We start from the raw sequence: 13,935 nt of genomic DNA on the forward strand, positions 1-13,935 counted from the left end.
GAAGGTTCAGCGTGACTGCGGCCATCCACGGTCACGATCACCGGCCTTCCTCATGGATGCCGTCCTGCCGGGCGGCCTCGGCGGCTATCTCGACCCTCGACCGGAAGGAGAGCTTGGTGAGGATGTGGGAGACGTGGGTCTGGACCGTCCGGGTGGAGAGCATCAGTTCTGCGGCGATCTCCGGGTTGGACCGGCTGTCGGCGATCCGGCGGGCGACGCGCAGCTCCGTCGGAGTCAGGCTCTGCCAACCGGAGGTGGCCCGCGCCCGGGGGCCACGCGCGCCGAGGCGGACCCCGGCCGCTCGCAGCCGGGCCTGCATACGGCGGAGCCCCCAGCCGGCGCCGAGCCCGGTGTAGGCGGCCGCCGCCTGGCCCAGCCGGTGCCTGGCCTCCGCCGGCCGCCCCTGCCGGGCCAGCAGCTCGGCCGCGTCCTCCAGGGCGTTCGCCCGGTGCAGCGGACGCGCGGAGGCCGCGTAGTGGTCGGCGGCCGCCAGCAGGGGCGCCGGATCGGCGTCGAGCAGTCCGGCGGCGTGCCGGGCGGTGTGCTGCCAGGAGACGATGCCGGGCCCTCGGGAGGTCGCGGTGCCGGCGAGGGCGGCGGCGGTGGCGGCCGTCGCCCGGTCACCGACCGTCAGCGCCAGCCGGACGACAACCGGCAGCCACTCGAACGGATCCTCCGGGCCGGTCGCGAGCTGCGGGTCGAGGACGGGCAGCAGTGCCGCCAGCGCCTGGTCCGGCCGTCCGGCGCGTTCGGCGCAGATCGCACGCGCCATCAGGAGCCAGTGGGCGGCGCCACGGTCGGCGGGAGTCCGCAGCGGGTGATCCCGCAGCAGTCCCGACTGCGCCTCGCAGGTGGAGGCGTCGTCCTGCAGGCCGGCCACCAGCGCGGCCAGGCCGCGCGCCCGGACGGCCGCGTGCTGGTACTCCTCCCCGCCCAGGTGCTCGATCTCGGCCAGGGCCTCGTCCCACTGCCCGGTGCGGAAGCGGTGGGCCGCGATCGCGACCGTCGCGTCCTGGCCGTACAGCCGGTTGGGTTCGCCGAGACGACGGATCTCGGTGATCTCCTCCTCGGCCTCGGGGATCCGGTCCTGAAGGCCTGCGATCACCAGCCGCTGGGTCCGGAGCAGGCTCTCGACGCGGGGGTACGCGCCGCCCGCGCAGAGCCCCAGGCTGCGCCCGCTCAGCTCGAAGGCGCCGTCGAGGTCGCCTTCCTCGACCCGGGCCAGCACCACCTGCATCCAGGAGGCGTAGGCGACGGCGAAGCTCTCGCCCGAGCGTTCACCGCCCGCCAGCGCGCCGACTGCCGCCTCGGCGGCCTCGGCGGGCCGGCCCGAGCGGTACAGGTAGAAGGAGTTCTCGGCCTGCAACCGCGCCCTGGACCGCTCGCTGATGCCCTCGATCGCGGTGGCGGCGGTCAGCAGCTCCGCGGCCTCCCGAGCCCCGCTGCCGGTCGACGAGCGGGCATAGCGCGTCTCGGCGAGCAGCCAGGAGGCCTCGGCCGCCACCTCGGGCGCGCAGGACGGCGCGGCCAGCAGCTGACGCGCAGCCACTTCGGCCTCGGCGGGCCGGCCCAGCGCGTTGAGTGCCTCGACCGAGCGCAGCCGCAGGCCGGTCCGGTCCGCCTCCCGGCAGTCCCCGTCGACGGCCTGCGTCAGCAGCTCCAGGGCGACGGCCGGCGAGCGGGTGACCAGCTCGCGGGCGTGCCGGGTGACCCAGCCGGGCAGCCACGCGTCCGCCGCCGTGGAGGTCGCCCGGACCAGGTGGCCGGCCACCTGGTCGATCGGCGCACCGGCCAGGTCGAGCGCCTCCGCCGCCTGCCGGTGCAGTGCGCCGCGCAAGCCCGTCGGGACGCTCGCCACGAGGGCCTGCCAGATCATGTGGTGACGGAATCCGAGCCGCTCTCCGGCCGGGTCCAGTACGCCGGCGGCGAGTGCTTCCTCAAGCACCGGCACGAGGGTGACCAGCGAACGGCGCGACACCGCGGCGAGATCGGCGGGCCGGAACTCGGTGCCCAGCGCGGCGGCGATCCGAAGCGCCGCGCGAACCCCGGGGGACAGCCGCTGGACCCGGTCGGTGATCGCCGCCCCGAGCGAGAGGTCGTGACGGCCGGGTATGAGCTCGAACCCGTGCTGTCCCTCGGTCAGGCCGCCCTGCCGACGGAGCAGGGCCGTCAGCTCGATGAGGTGGAGCGGATTGCCGCCGGCCCGGTCGAGTGCCCCCAGCAGGGACGGTCCCACCGGGCCGCCCAGGGAGGCGGCCGCCAGAGCGGCCGCCTCGGGCGGGGCCAGCGGCTCCAGTTCCAGCACGAGGCCGCCGCCGCGCTGCAGCGTATGCACCGCGAGAGCCTCGGTGCCGGCGCCGGTGCCGGGTGTCACGGAGGCCGCCACCGCGAGCGGAAACTGCTCGGCGTGGCGAGCCAGGCGCAGCCAGAGCGTCGCCGAGGCCTCGTCCGCCCGATGGAGGTCGTCCACCACGACGAGCACCGGGCCGGTCGTGCACTGCTGTTCCACCACCCTGAACAGCCGCTCCGCAGTGGCCGGCACCGGATCGGTCATCCCGGCGGCCGTGTTCCGGGCCGAGGCCGCCACGACGGCTCGGTACTCCGCCCGCAGCCGCCCGGAGCACGGCTGGTCCCGTTCCAGGAGGTCCAGGAACGTCCCCAGCGGGAAGTGCCGCTCCGACTCGTTCGCGGTGCTCCAGAGCACCGCGAAGCCCGACTCCCGGGCGCGGTCGGCGCAGGCCCTCAGCAGGGCGGACTTCCCGATCCCGGCTTCGCCCCTGAGCAGGACGGCACGCCCTTGGCCGGCTGCGGCTGTGGACAGGACATCATCGAGCTGCGAGGACTCGGCCGTTCGACCGATCAGTGCTGCGGTCGCCCGGCTGGTTCTCATTCTCAGAATTATCGCATTGGCTGGCATTCGTCAGTTTTGGGGGTGTCCGTACCTGAAAAGCCGGTACCCGAAGAGCTCGTATCCGTGGGTCTGGGAGACTGGTCCGAGTGCCGGGCCGGCCCCGGCGGGCGTGAGCCCGACGCGCTGAGCAGCTGTGATGGTCGGGCGATGGTGAAGTGGATCTCGATGGTGGTGACGGTGCAGGGCCGTGGGACCGAGCGGGCGCGCCTTGAACTCATGGTTCGGCAACTGACGGAGGGCCAGGGTCAGGCGACCGTGTTCCGTGGTGAGCCGGGTATCGGGAAGTCGACGGTGCTCGACCTCGTCGAGGCCCTGTGCCGGTCCGCCGGGATCATGGTCCTGCGCGGTGCGGCTGGTGAGATAGACCGGTCGGTGCCGTTCGCCGTGCTCAGCGAGTGCCTCGATGCGGGTGCCGCCGAACACCCGGGGGTCGTCCGGATCCGCAGTCTGCTGCGGGGTGACGAGCGGGTCGGGGCGCCGGCCGGGGCCGTCGGCCAGGAGTTCCTGATCGCCGAGGCCATCCTGTCGACCCTGGACGACTGGTGCTCGGCCGAGCCACTGGCGCTGCTGGTGGACGACCTGCACTGGGCGGACCCGGCCAGCCTGACGGTCATCCGCCGACTGGCGCGTGCGTTGGATCAGCTGCCCCTTCTCGTGGTGGTGACCTGCCGTCCCACCTCGGACACCGCCGCCGTCACCGGGTTGCTGCGCGAGCTGGCGGAGTCCGGCGTCCCGATCACCGATCTCGCTCCCCTGGCCGAGGCCGAGATCGCCGCTCTGGTCGCCGATCTCGCCGGGGGTCTGCCGGGCGACCGGCTACGGTCCCTGGTCGCGGGCGCGGCAGGAAACCCGCTCTACGTGGCGGAGCTGGTCCGGGCGCTGTCCGGCGAGGGCCGGATCGAGCTGCGGGGCCCGACCGCCGAGATCGGCCCGGAGACCTCGCTCATGCCGGCCCCGCTGAGCGCCACCATCCTCCACCGGATCGACTCCCTGAGTGCGCCGACCCGCGAGATGCTCCGCCTGGTGGCACTGCTCGGCCGCGCTTTCGGCGCTGCCGAGATGACCGCGCTCCTCCAGCTCCCGGCCACCGATCTGGTGGAGCCGGTGGTGGAAGCGCTCGCGGCGGGAGTGCTGGAGGAGCGCGGGAGCGGGTTCGCGTTCCGGCACGACCTGATCCGCCAAGTTGTGGTGGAGAGTCATTCCCAGGCGGTCCGAACAGCTCTGCACGAGCAGATCGGGGTCTCGCTGGCCGGTGCGGGCGCGCCTGTCGAGCGGGTCGCGGAGCACGTGCTGGAGGCCGGCCGGCTGGGGCCGTGGGACCTGGCCTGGTTGCGCGCCTCGCTGGATGCCCTCCTGGTGCGAGCGCCGGCACTCGCGGTCGAGCTGCTGCGCCGGGCCACCGCCGGCGCGAGTGCCGGCCTCCAGGACCTGGACTTCGAACTCGTCCGGGCCCTGCTCTGGGCCGGACTGCCGGCCGAAGCCGAACACGCCGCCAGGGCAGCACTCGGGCGCCCCCTCCCGGTCGACCGGGAGGGCGTGGTGCGCGGGTGGCTCGCGCAGGCGCTCCTCCAGCAGGGGCGGCTGGAGGAGACGGTGGCCGAGGTCCGTTCGGCGCTCGCCCTGGAAAGTCTCCCTCTGAACCAGGCAGCGCTCTTCCACGCTCTGGAAGCTCAGACCCTTCACCTCATGATCCGCCCGGAGGAGGCGGAGCGTGCCGCTCTCCTGGCGGTGCGGAACGGGCGGGAGAGCGGCGACGGCTTCGCGACGGCGTACGGTCTCACGACCCAGGCCGCGGTCCTGCTGGTCACCAGGCGCGTCGAAGAGGCCCTTGCTCTCACCACCACGGCCCTCGACCGGCTGAGGGAGGCGGGGACCTCATCCGATGTCCAGCTCTCCCCGCTCCTGGCCCGCGGCTACTGCCTGGCCGACCTCGACCGGCTGGCGGAGGCCCAGGCGGACTTCCGCGCAGGCGTCAGAGAGAGCGAGCGGGCCGGCGTCGCGCTGCTGCCCTGGTACCAGTCCGCGATCGCCAACGTCGAGTTCCTGCGCGGAAACTGGGACGACGCCCTGGTCGCCGTCCAGAGCGGGCTGGACACCGTCGATCCTTTGGACGTGGGCCCCGATCTGCGCGCGATCGCCGCGCTGATCCAGGTGCGACGAGGGCAGCGGAGCGAACACACCGACGTGATCATGGCTGAGGCCGACGACCTTCGCGCACACTCCTACACGGAGTACCTGCACTGGTGGGCGCGAGCCCTGGTGCGGGACGCCGAGGGCGACCCCGGACGGGCCTTCGGCGTCCTCGAATCGTTCCTGTGGAGGTCCGGCGTGCTACCTGAGGTGGTGACCCTCGACCACCTCTTCCCGGACGCCGCTCGGATGGCCTTCGGCCTGGGCCGCTCGGACCGGCTGGCCGCGCTCGCCGCGTCCGCGCAGGAGCTGGCCGGCTTCCAGCCGTCCCCGAACAAGCTCGGCACCGCCGCGCTCTGCCGGGGGCTGGCCGAGTCGGACAGCGCTCTGCTGGCCGAATCCGCCACGGCGTACCAGGCCGCGGGACGCCCGCTGTACGCGGCGTTCGCCCGCGAGAACGAGGCCGTCCTGCTGGCCCGCGCCGGCTCACCGGCCGCCGCCGCCACGGCGGCCGAGGCCGTCGACGGCTACCTCGCACTCGGCGCCTCGTGGGACGCCCGTCGTACCCGGCAGCGCCTACGGGCGGAGGGGGTCACCGTCAGAAGCCGGAAGGCGGCCGCCAGGAGCGAGACGGGCTGGGAGGCGCTGAGCGAGACGGAGCGCGCCGTGCTGGCCATGGTCGCGGAGGGCTGCTCCAACCCGCAGATCTCCGAGCGCCTGTACATCTCCCGGCGGACGGCGCAGTTGCACGTGTCGCGCATCATGGCGAAGCTCGGCGAGTCCTCGCGGGTGGGGCTCGCCGTGACGGCGACGTTGCAACGGCAAGGGTGAGCCACGGGGGGCGGGCAGCGCCGGGACGTCCCGGTCGGGGCGAATCGGCGCTACCCCCCCTTGGTTGGCCCGGGGGACTGCCTTCGTGCCTAGTCGTGGGAGAACCGGAGGGTCGGCAGGAGCCTGCCGAGCCAGGCGGGCGTCCACCAGGCGGCACGTCCGGTCAGTCGCAGCAGGACGGGCAGCAGGACCAGGCGGACGAGTGCCGCGTCGAGCAGCACCGCCAGGCCCAGGACGATGCCCATCTCCTTGGGGGGCAGCGGGCCGGAGAGCGCGAAGGTGAAGAAGACCGCGACCATGACGGCGGCGGCCGCGAGGACGACCCTGCCCGAGTGGGTGAGTGCGGCGGTCATGGCCGTGCGCGGGTCACCGCTGCGCTCGTAGTGCTCCTTGGCCGAGGCGAGCAGGAAGACGGTGTAGTCCATCGCGATCGCGAAGATCATGGCGAAGAAGAAGACCGGTGCCCACCCGTCGAGGAAACCCTGCGGAGTGAAGCCGAGCAGCCCCGCCCCGTGCCCGTCCTGGAAGACCAGACGGGCGGCGCCGAAGGCGGCCGCAACGGCGAGCAGGTTGGTGACGGTGCCGAGCAGGGCGACCAGCGGCGCCTGCAGGGCCAGCAGGAGAAGGACGAAGCCGAGGGCCAGAATGACCCCGATGACCAGGGGGGTCCTGGCATTCAGGACGTCCTGCAGGTCGAGGTTCTCGACGGCCGCGCCACCGACCAGCGCCTGCCCGGGCAGGTGCCTGCGCAGTTCGGCAACGGTCGCCCGCAGGGCGGGGTCCGAGGGATCGGCGGCCGGGACCGCCTGGATGAGAGCCAGACCGGACCCGTCGGCCGCGTTCGCGGTCGGCAGCACGACCGCGACCCCCGGGGTGTGCTTGAGGACGGCGGCGGCCTCTTCGGCCCGGGCCAGGGGCGTCACGATCTGGAGGGCGCCGGGGGCGCCGGGACCGAACGCCTTCTGAACGGCGACGTAGCCCGCCCGGGCGGAGGAGTCCGCCGGGATGACGGTGATCGACGGCATGGCGGTCCGAAGCCCGATCACCGGCGCGGCAAGTGCCAGCAGGGCGAGCAGAGCGGGGATGCCGAAGCGCAGCGGGTGCGCCCACAGACGGTCGGCCCAGGCGGCGAAGCGGGGCGAGCCGTCGGCGTCCTGGGGGCGGGCGAACGGCAGCGCCGCCGCATCGACCCGGGCGCCGAGCTTGCCGAGGACGGCGGGCAGCAGCGTCAGGGTCGCCGCCAGGACGAAGGTGACCGCGATCATGATGCCGAGCGCCATGGAGCGGAAGGCGGGTGACGGGACGAGCAGGACGGAGGAGAGGCTGACCAGGACGGTGGCGCCGGACAGCGCGACGGCCTTGCCGGCAGTGTCCATGGTTTCGCCGACAGCGCGGCGGGCGTCACCGTGGCGGGCAAGCGCCGCACGGAACCGTACGACGATGAACAAGGCGTAGTCGATGCCCAGAGCGAGGGCGAACATCATCGCGAAGTTCATCGCCCAGATCGACGTCGGCGTCACGTGGTTGAGCAGTACCAGGGCACCGGCCGAGGCCGCCAGCCCTGCCATGGTCAGCAGCAGTGGGAGTCCGGCGGCGATCAGCGATCCGAATGCCAGCACCAGGATCGCGAGCGTCACCGGCCACGACAGCATCTCCGACTGCATCATCGCGTCGTGGTTGGCGGCGTTGAAGTCGCTCCACAGGACGGAGGCGCCCGTGGCGCTCACCTGGACACCGGCCCCGGACAGTGCGCTGAGCGGGCCCTTGAGGTCGTCCGCCGCACGGACCATGGCGTTGGTGTCGGCCTTCGCACCGGCCAGCACGACGGCGGTACGCCCGTCCGGGCTGATCGTGGCGCCGGGCTGGGGCGGCACCACCTCACCGATGCGCGGGTCGGCCTTCAGCAGCGCCGTCGCCCGGCCGAGGACCTGCTGGACGGCGGGGTCGGTCACCGGCCGGTCGGCGGCGACGACGACCTGAAGGGCCGAGGAGGCGTTGCCGTCGAAGTGCTGCCGAGCGAGCTCGCGGACGCGGACCGACTCCGAGCCGTTGGCCTGCCAGCCCGCACCGGCCAGCGAGGAGGTCACCTGCGGAGCGAAGGCGCCGAGCCCGGCGACCACGACGAGCCACAGCAGGGTGACCAGCCGCAGCCGGCCTGCCGCCCAGAGGCCTAGACGGCCCAGGACGCCCGGCGGTCCGCTCCGTTCGGGACGGCGGCTGCCCGGCCCACCCTCCGCTTCGCGGGGATTCCCGGGTACAGCCAAGCCGTCGTGCGGAGCGTGAAGGCGATCAGTCGTTGTCATGCGGGTCTCCAAGGGTGGCAGGTGTGGGCAGGGGGGTTCCGGTCGCGACGCCGGACGGAGCGCTCGGCTATGTGACCGAGTGGTGCTCCCGCAGGGTCGACCTGAGAGAGCGGAGGGCGTAGTGGCACCGGGATTTGACGGTGCCCGGGGGGACGCCGAGGATCTCGGCTGCGGCGTTGACGGAACGGTTCTCGAAGTAGACCTGGGTGACTACGGCGCGATGACGATCGCTCAGGGACTCCAGCGCCTCGCGGACCCACCAGCTCGTCAGGAGCGCGTCGATCTCGTCCGCGACCGCGACCGCGCTCTCGCCGACGGCCGTGTCCAGGTCGTCGGAGCCGACCTCGACGGGCCTGCACTCGCGCGAGCGCAGCTGATCGATGAGCAGGTTCCGGGCCACCCGGTAGAGCCAGGGCAGTGCCGTTCGGTGGTCGGCGGAGAGGATCTCGGGGTGGTGCAGGGCGCGTATGAAGGTCTCCTGCGTGAGGTCCTCGGCGAGCTGCGGATCTCCGAAGGTCCGCTTGGTGAGGTAGGACAGGACCGCAGAGCGGTGCATGGCGCTCAGGCTGCGGAACGTGACCTCGGCCATCCGGGCGTCGGCGGCCGGGGATTCGTTCACCTGAGCGGGCCCGCTCGGGGTGAGCGTTCGCATGAGGATCCTCGTGAGTTCGATGAGGGGTGGCTGTGCCGGCCGGGCCGACGATCGAGGTTTGCACGGGGAGCGGGAGGGGAATATCCGTCGGCTGAGTACGTTCGGGCGCTCCGGTGGCGGAGTACACCGCCCCTGGTCAGCTACCCAGGGCCTCGCAGTACACGAGGACTTCTCGTCGGGCTGGCCTTCTGACCTGCGATGATGTGCCGGTCGGCGGATATCCGGCCGAGACCGCGCGGGGGCAGAGGAGTGGGTGGTGACCGGCAGTACCGAATGCTGAGGGGGCGCCGCTTCCTCAGCCGCCCCCTCGGGTGTCAGCCGTAGGCCGTCAGCGCCGGGAGGCCGGCGCGGCCTTGGGCGCGCCCGCCGCCGCCCGACTGGCCTGGGAGGAACGGACCGGCCCCGGAGACCGGCACTCCCCCGCCGGCACTCCGCGCCCGCGCTACCCGGAGATGGTCGCCTTCGCCCTGGACCGCACCGAGGGCACCGCGGCCGCGGACGGGTGACGCGACGAACCGCGGACTCGGCGCGGGTGACATGACATCAGGATCGGGTGGAGCACCATCCGCAGCTGTCCGAGACCTCCGGTGCCGGGGAACCGCGTTCCATCGCCCTCTCTCCGACCTCCTCGGGCGCCTGCCTCAGCCGTCGACACCCGCGCCGCCGACGAGGTCGTCGCGCAGGGCCGACTCGGCCCGGTCCGCCGCGTCCTCGCCGCCGATCAGCTCGACCTGGACGGAGTCCGGCTCGCCGGAGAGGTCCTCGACAGCGGAGAAGGGGACCCCGTGGCGGGTCAGGATCTCGCCGACGGTGACGGCGTCCACGCCCTCGGGGACGCTCACGCGCAGGAACAGCCGGCCGTCGTCCTCGCTCCGGAGGGTGGGCCACTGGTTCTCCGCGCCCTTCGCCGTGCGGTCCCGCTCTTCCCCGTTCTGGTCCGACATGTCGCCCTCCGATCACGGGCAGTCACAGCTGGGAGATCACCGCCGCGAGGACGAGGGCGACCTCGACCAGCAGCAGGAGGGTGGCGCACTGGTAGTACCGGGCCAGCCGGACGATCTGCGCCTTGTTCCCGTTCAGGGTGTCCACCAGCCGCAGCACCAGCGCCCGGTCCACCGGCGGGGTGTCCGCCCCGCCCGGCGGCGGGTCGAGCACCTCCAGCACCCCGTGGCCGAAGGTGAAGTTCCTCGGCCAGAGCACCAGCATGACGACGACTCCCTGGACCAGGACGACGCCGAGCAGCGACACCGCCGCCCAGAGCGGGAACTGGACCCCGGTGCTGTCCCCGATCAGGTGGACGGACGAGGAGAAGGTGACCACGAAGGCGGCGGTCGCCAGGATCCCGGTCGCCCTGGTCCGCAGGTTCCCGACCGTACGGTCCTGGGCATCGCACAGGCTCATGGCCACCTGGTAGGCCAGCTGCACCCGCTGCTGTTCGGCTGTTCCCGCCGGAGCCGGGCCCGGCTCGGGGAGGTTCCGGCCGGCTTCCGTGAGGTCGTCCATCACGCCTCCTGGGATCGGTCCGACCCGTCCCGAGGTGCGCGCCCGTGCTTCCTCGGCCGCTGATCCCACGATAGTCGCAGCCCGGTGGGGTGTCGACGGAGGGCCGCGGGGCCGCGCGGGGCCTGGCCCACTACACCTCGGCGAGCCGGGCGGCCAGGGCGTCCAGGCCGAGCGAGCCGTGGGTGAGGACGGTGCCGTGCCAGGCCCGCAGGTCGAACGCGGCGCCCCGGCGGCGGCGGGCCTCCTCGCGGCCCCGCAGCCAGACCCGTTCGCCCAGCTTGTAGCCGATGGCCTGGCCCGGCCAGCCCAGGTAGCGGTCGATCTCGCTGCTGCGGCGCGGGAGTTCACTGCCGTGGTGGGCGGCCATGAACGCGGTGGCGAGCTCCGGGGTCCAGCGTTCTCCCGGGTGGAAGCCCGCGTCGGCGGGGATGACGAGTTCCAGGTGCATGCCCAGGTCGACGATCACGCGGATGATCCGGAGCATCTGCTTGTCCAGGTAGCCGAGGCGCCGGGCCGGGTCGGTCAGGAAGCCCAGTTCGTCCATCAGGCGCTCCGCGTACAGCGCCCAGCCCTCCTTGTCGGCGCTGACCGCGCCGAGGGTGATCTGGTAGGTGCTGAGGTTCTCGGCGCAGGCGGTCCAGCGGGCGGTCTGCAGGTGGTGGCCGGGGACGCCCTCGTGGTACCAGGTGCTGACGAGCTGCCAGGTGGGGAAGGACCGCCGGCCGAGGGTGGGCAGGTAGGTGCGGCCGGGGCGGCTGAAGTCGAGGCTGGGACCGTTGTAGTAGGGCGCGCCCGAGCTGCCGGGCGGCGCGATCCTGGTCTCGACGCGGCGCATCGGGCCGGTGATGTCGAAGTGGGTGCCGTGCAGGGCGTCGATCGCCTCGTCGATGACCTCCTGGAGCCAGGCCCGGACGTTCTCCTCGCCCTCGACGGCGTGGCCGTGCCGGTTGAGGTGCTCCATGGCGGCACGGGGGTCGGCGCCGGGGAGGATGCGCTCCGCCTCCACCCGCATCTCGGCGAGCGTGCGGTGGAACTCCTCCCAGGCCCAGGCGTACGCCTCGGCCGGGTCGATGTCGGCGCCGTTCGCCCAGCGGGCCGAGCGCAGGTAGCGCTCACGGCCGACGGCGTCCGGGGTGGTGGCGGCGGCGGGCAGGTAGGTGTCGTGGAGCCAGTCGCGCAAGGCCGCCGCGGCGGCGGTCGCCCGGTCGGCGGCGGCGTCCAGTTCTGGCCGCAGCCGGGCGGGTCCGGCCGCCGCGAAGCCGGTGAACCAGCTCGTGCCGGTGCCGTTCCGGCCGGTCCAGGCGTCGAGTTGGGCGATGGTCGCGCGGGCCTGCCGGGGCGCGCTCAGCAGCCCGCGGCCGATGCCCTCGGCCAGGGTGGCCCGGTAGCCGTCCAGGGCGCCGGGCACGTTGCGCAGCCGGCCGGCGACGGCGGCCCACTGCTCCTCGGTGTCGGTGGGCATCATGGTGAACACGCCCCGCACCTGGTGCAGCGGCGAGTTGACGTTGCGCAGCGCGCGGAAGTGCTCCCCGGCCTCGTGGACGGCGAGTTGGGCGGTGAGCCGTTCGCGCAGCAGCCCGGCGCAGTCCCGGTCGGCGGCTCCGTCCGGGGGCGCGGCGGCGTCGAGCGCGGTGAGGGTGCGCCGGGCCGCTTCGGCGAGTGCCTCGAAGCCCTCCGGCGACAGGTCCGGCTGCCGGTCGTCCTCGGGGTGCAGGCCGAGTCTGGTCGCGACCGCCGGGTCGAGTGCGGCGACCTGGGCGACGTGCTCGTCGGCGATCCTGCGGGCGGACTTCGGCGTCTCGGGCATCCCCCCATGCTGGCGCAGCGGCCGACCCGTCGTCCAGGGCCCCTCGGCCCCGGGCGACGGGTCGGCCAACGGCCGGCTCAGCCCCGGCAGCGGCCCCGGCTGTAGTCGAAGGTCGCGGCGGCCTGCGAGTACTGCCACTGCGGGGCGAGCAGCTGGGCGTCCAACTGCGCGGCGGCGGTGGGGTTCTCGACCAGGTACCCGAAGTCCTGCAGCCAGGCCGGGTAGAGGTTCTTGGAGCCGATGAAGAAGGCCGATCCGTCGACCGAGACCAGCTTGTGGTGCAGCGCGTACGGGTGGCCGTCGGCCCAGGTCGGGGCGGACGAGGCCCGGAACGGGGCGAGTTGGAGGTTGCGGCACATCGCCGTCCGCGCCTGCCCCGGGTCGCCGAGGCGGTCGGTGAGCCGGGCCGCGAGGGTGTCGCTGATCTCGTTCAGCGACTTGATCTGCGAGTAACCGCCGCTGCCGACCGCGCCCCGGTTGCCGGGGTCGCTGACCACGATGCGGACCTTCACCCCGTCGGCCAGCTTGCCGGCGAGCAGGTCGAAGAGCCGGGCGTCGTAGCGGGGCATCGGCGGGCAGGTGCCGGTGACGTCCTGCTGGGAGATGTCGATCCGGCTGCCGGCGCTGGCGACCAGGGCGCGCAGCGCGTTCTCCTCCGGGTTGACCGTCTCGTAGTTCCGGTCGCCGTTGGTGTTGTCGTGCAGGCCGATCGGGCCGCACTTGACGTCGTCGGCGTCGGGCGCCGGGTCAGGACGGTAGCCGGAGGCGGGGTCGGTGTCGCGGATGCCGACGCCCAGGCCGCCGACGGCGATCACCGGCACGGTGCCGGTGGCGGGCACCTGCCCGGCCGCGGGGTTGAGCCGCCTCTCCAGGTCGGGGGTGCACCCGGCGCCGTTCGTGGAGGCGAACCAGGCGGCCGAGAAGACCCCGCTGTTGCGGCAGGTCCAGTCCCACAGGGTGTCCAGGTAGGCGCCGGCGGACGCCGCGGCGGGACCGTTCAGGGCGAGGTCGACGTCCGTCACCGGGTGGGCGGTGTCGAGGTAGTCGTTCTTCCAGTTGTTGATCCCGCCGGTGATGACGCTCTGCCCGTCCACCACCAGCAACTTGGAGTGGTTCCAGGAGAACGCCGTCTTCGCGGTGGTCATCGAGGCCACCTCCAGGGTCACGCTGCCGGCGGCGCCGCCGAGCCGGGCCACCAGGTCGTCCCGGTACTTCGAGGGCAGCGCGGTGATGTTGAGCAGCGGCGCGGCCCCGGCGAGGACCCGCACGTGCGGCCTGTTCCCGGCGGCGACCGAGGCCTTGAGGCCGTCCGCGATGGCGTCCTGGAACGCACCGTCCGGGAACGGCGCGAGAGTTGATATGTCGACGGTCCGGGTCGCCCGCCCGATGTTCTCCCGCATCTTGTCGAGCAGCCGCTTCGTCCCGACCCGCTCGGTGCAGGAGGCGTCGCCCCAGCAGCCCGGCGTCTGCAGCAGCCACCCGCCCGGGTCCCCGGCCGGCGCGTCGAGCCGGTTGCCCGCCGTCCGCTGCCACACCGTCCCCTCGAGCCCGGGCGACACCTGACGCAGCGTCCGCTCCACCGCGTCCAGGTGTGGCGTGGCGTCGGCCGGCGTGGCGTCGGCCGGCGCGGTCGACACGGGCACGGGAGTCGACTCGGCGAACGCGGGAGCGACCGGCAGCACACCGACGGCGGCCGCGACGGCCAGTGCGGAGCCGGCCAGACGGCGGCCGGAGCGGCGGGGGTGGAGGGAATGCGGAGAGAACACGTACGAGTCCTTCATGCGAGGCCGGGGACGTT

Annotated in this window: 9 protein-coding genes; 2 read left to right on the plus strand and 7 right to left on the minus strand. The window is 73.5% G+C overall.

Annotated features, from left to right (window positions below; translation table 11 throughout):
• Window positions 1-37 precede the first annotated feature (37 nt).
• Entirely contained in the window at window positions 38-2,890 is a 2,853-nt protein-coding gene (locus tag ABTY61_RS33780) for a helix-turn-helix transcriptional regulator (protein WP_350508971.1), read from the minus strand.
• Window positions 2,891-3,058: 168 nt separating this feature from the next.
• Here ABTY61_RS33780 and ABTY61_RS33785 point away from each other — a divergent pair, with 168 nt between their 5' ends.
• Window positions 3,059-5,872 carry a helix-turn-helix transcriptional regulator gene (locus ABTY61_RS33785; RefSeq protein WP_350508972.1) on the plus strand — a complete coding sequence of 938 codons (2,814 nt, stop codon included), beginning with the start codon at window positions 3,059-3,061 and terminating at the stop codon, window positions 5,870-5,872.
• A gap of 89 nt (window positions 5,873-5,961) precedes the next feature.
• On the opposite strand, the gene ABTY61_RS33790 is transcribed toward ABTY61_RS33785, so the two are convergent.
• Window positions 5,962-8,136 (minus strand): MMPL family transporter, encoded by a 2,175-nt coding sequence (locus ABTY61_RS33790; protein WP_350508973.1) that lies wholly within the window; start codon window positions 8,134-8,136, stop codon window positions 5,962-5,964.
• A gap of 106 nt (window positions 8,137-8,242) precedes the next feature.
• On the minus strand, window positions 8,243-8,827 hold the full coding sequence (locus tag ABTY61_RS33795) for a sigma-70 family RNA polymerase sigma factor (protein WP_350508974.1): 585 nt from the start codon (window positions 8,825-8,827) through the stop codon (window positions 8,243-8,245).
• 353 nt (window positions 8,828-9,180) lie between these two features.
• Here ABTY61_RS33795 and ABTY61_RS33800 point away from each other — a divergent pair, with 353 nt between their 5' ends.
• Entirely contained in the window at window positions 9,181-9,333 is a 153-nt protein-coding gene (locus tag ABTY61_RS33800) for a hypothetical protein (protein WP_350508975.1), read from the plus strand.
• A 135-nt stretch (window positions 9,334-9,468) separates the two neighbouring features.
• Here the strand turns inward: ABTY61_RS33800 and ABTY61_RS33805 are convergent, their stop codons facing one another.
• The 4 genes from ABTY61_RS33805 to ABTY61_RS33820 form a co-directional block, all read right to left on the minus strand.
• On the minus strand, window positions 9,469-9,771 hold the full coding sequence (locus ABTY61_RS33805; RefSeq protein WP_350508976.1) for a hypothetical protein: 303 nt from the start codon (window positions 9,769-9,771) through the stop codon (window positions 9,469-9,471).
• A gap of 22 nt (window positions 9,772-9,793) precedes the next feature.
• Window positions 9,794-10,330, minus strand: coding sequence for a hypothetical protein (locus ABTY61_RS33810; protein ID WP_350508977.1), 537 nt, complete (start codon window positions 10,328-10,330; stop codon window positions 9,794-9,796).
• 130 nt (window positions 10,331-10,460) lie between these two features.
• Entirely contained in the window at window positions 10,461-12,137 is a 1,677-nt protein-coding gene (locus ABTY61_RS33815; RefSeq protein ID WP_350508978.1) for a DUF885 domain-containing protein, read from the minus strand.
• A gap of 77 nt (window positions 12,138-12,214) precedes the next feature.
• Window positions 12,215-13,903 (minus strand): phospholipase D-like domain-containing protein, encoded by a 1,689-nt coding sequence (locus tag ABTY61_RS33820; protein ID WP_350508979.1) that lies wholly within the window; start codon window positions 13,901-13,903, stop codon window positions 12,215-12,217.
• Window positions 13,904-13,935 lie beyond the last annotated feature (32 nt).

The organism is Kitasatospora sp. NPDC096128, from assembly GCF_040303105.1.
Classification (GTDB): domain Bacteria; phylum Actinomycetota; class Actinomycetes; order Streptomycetales; family Streptomycetaceae; genus Kitasatospora.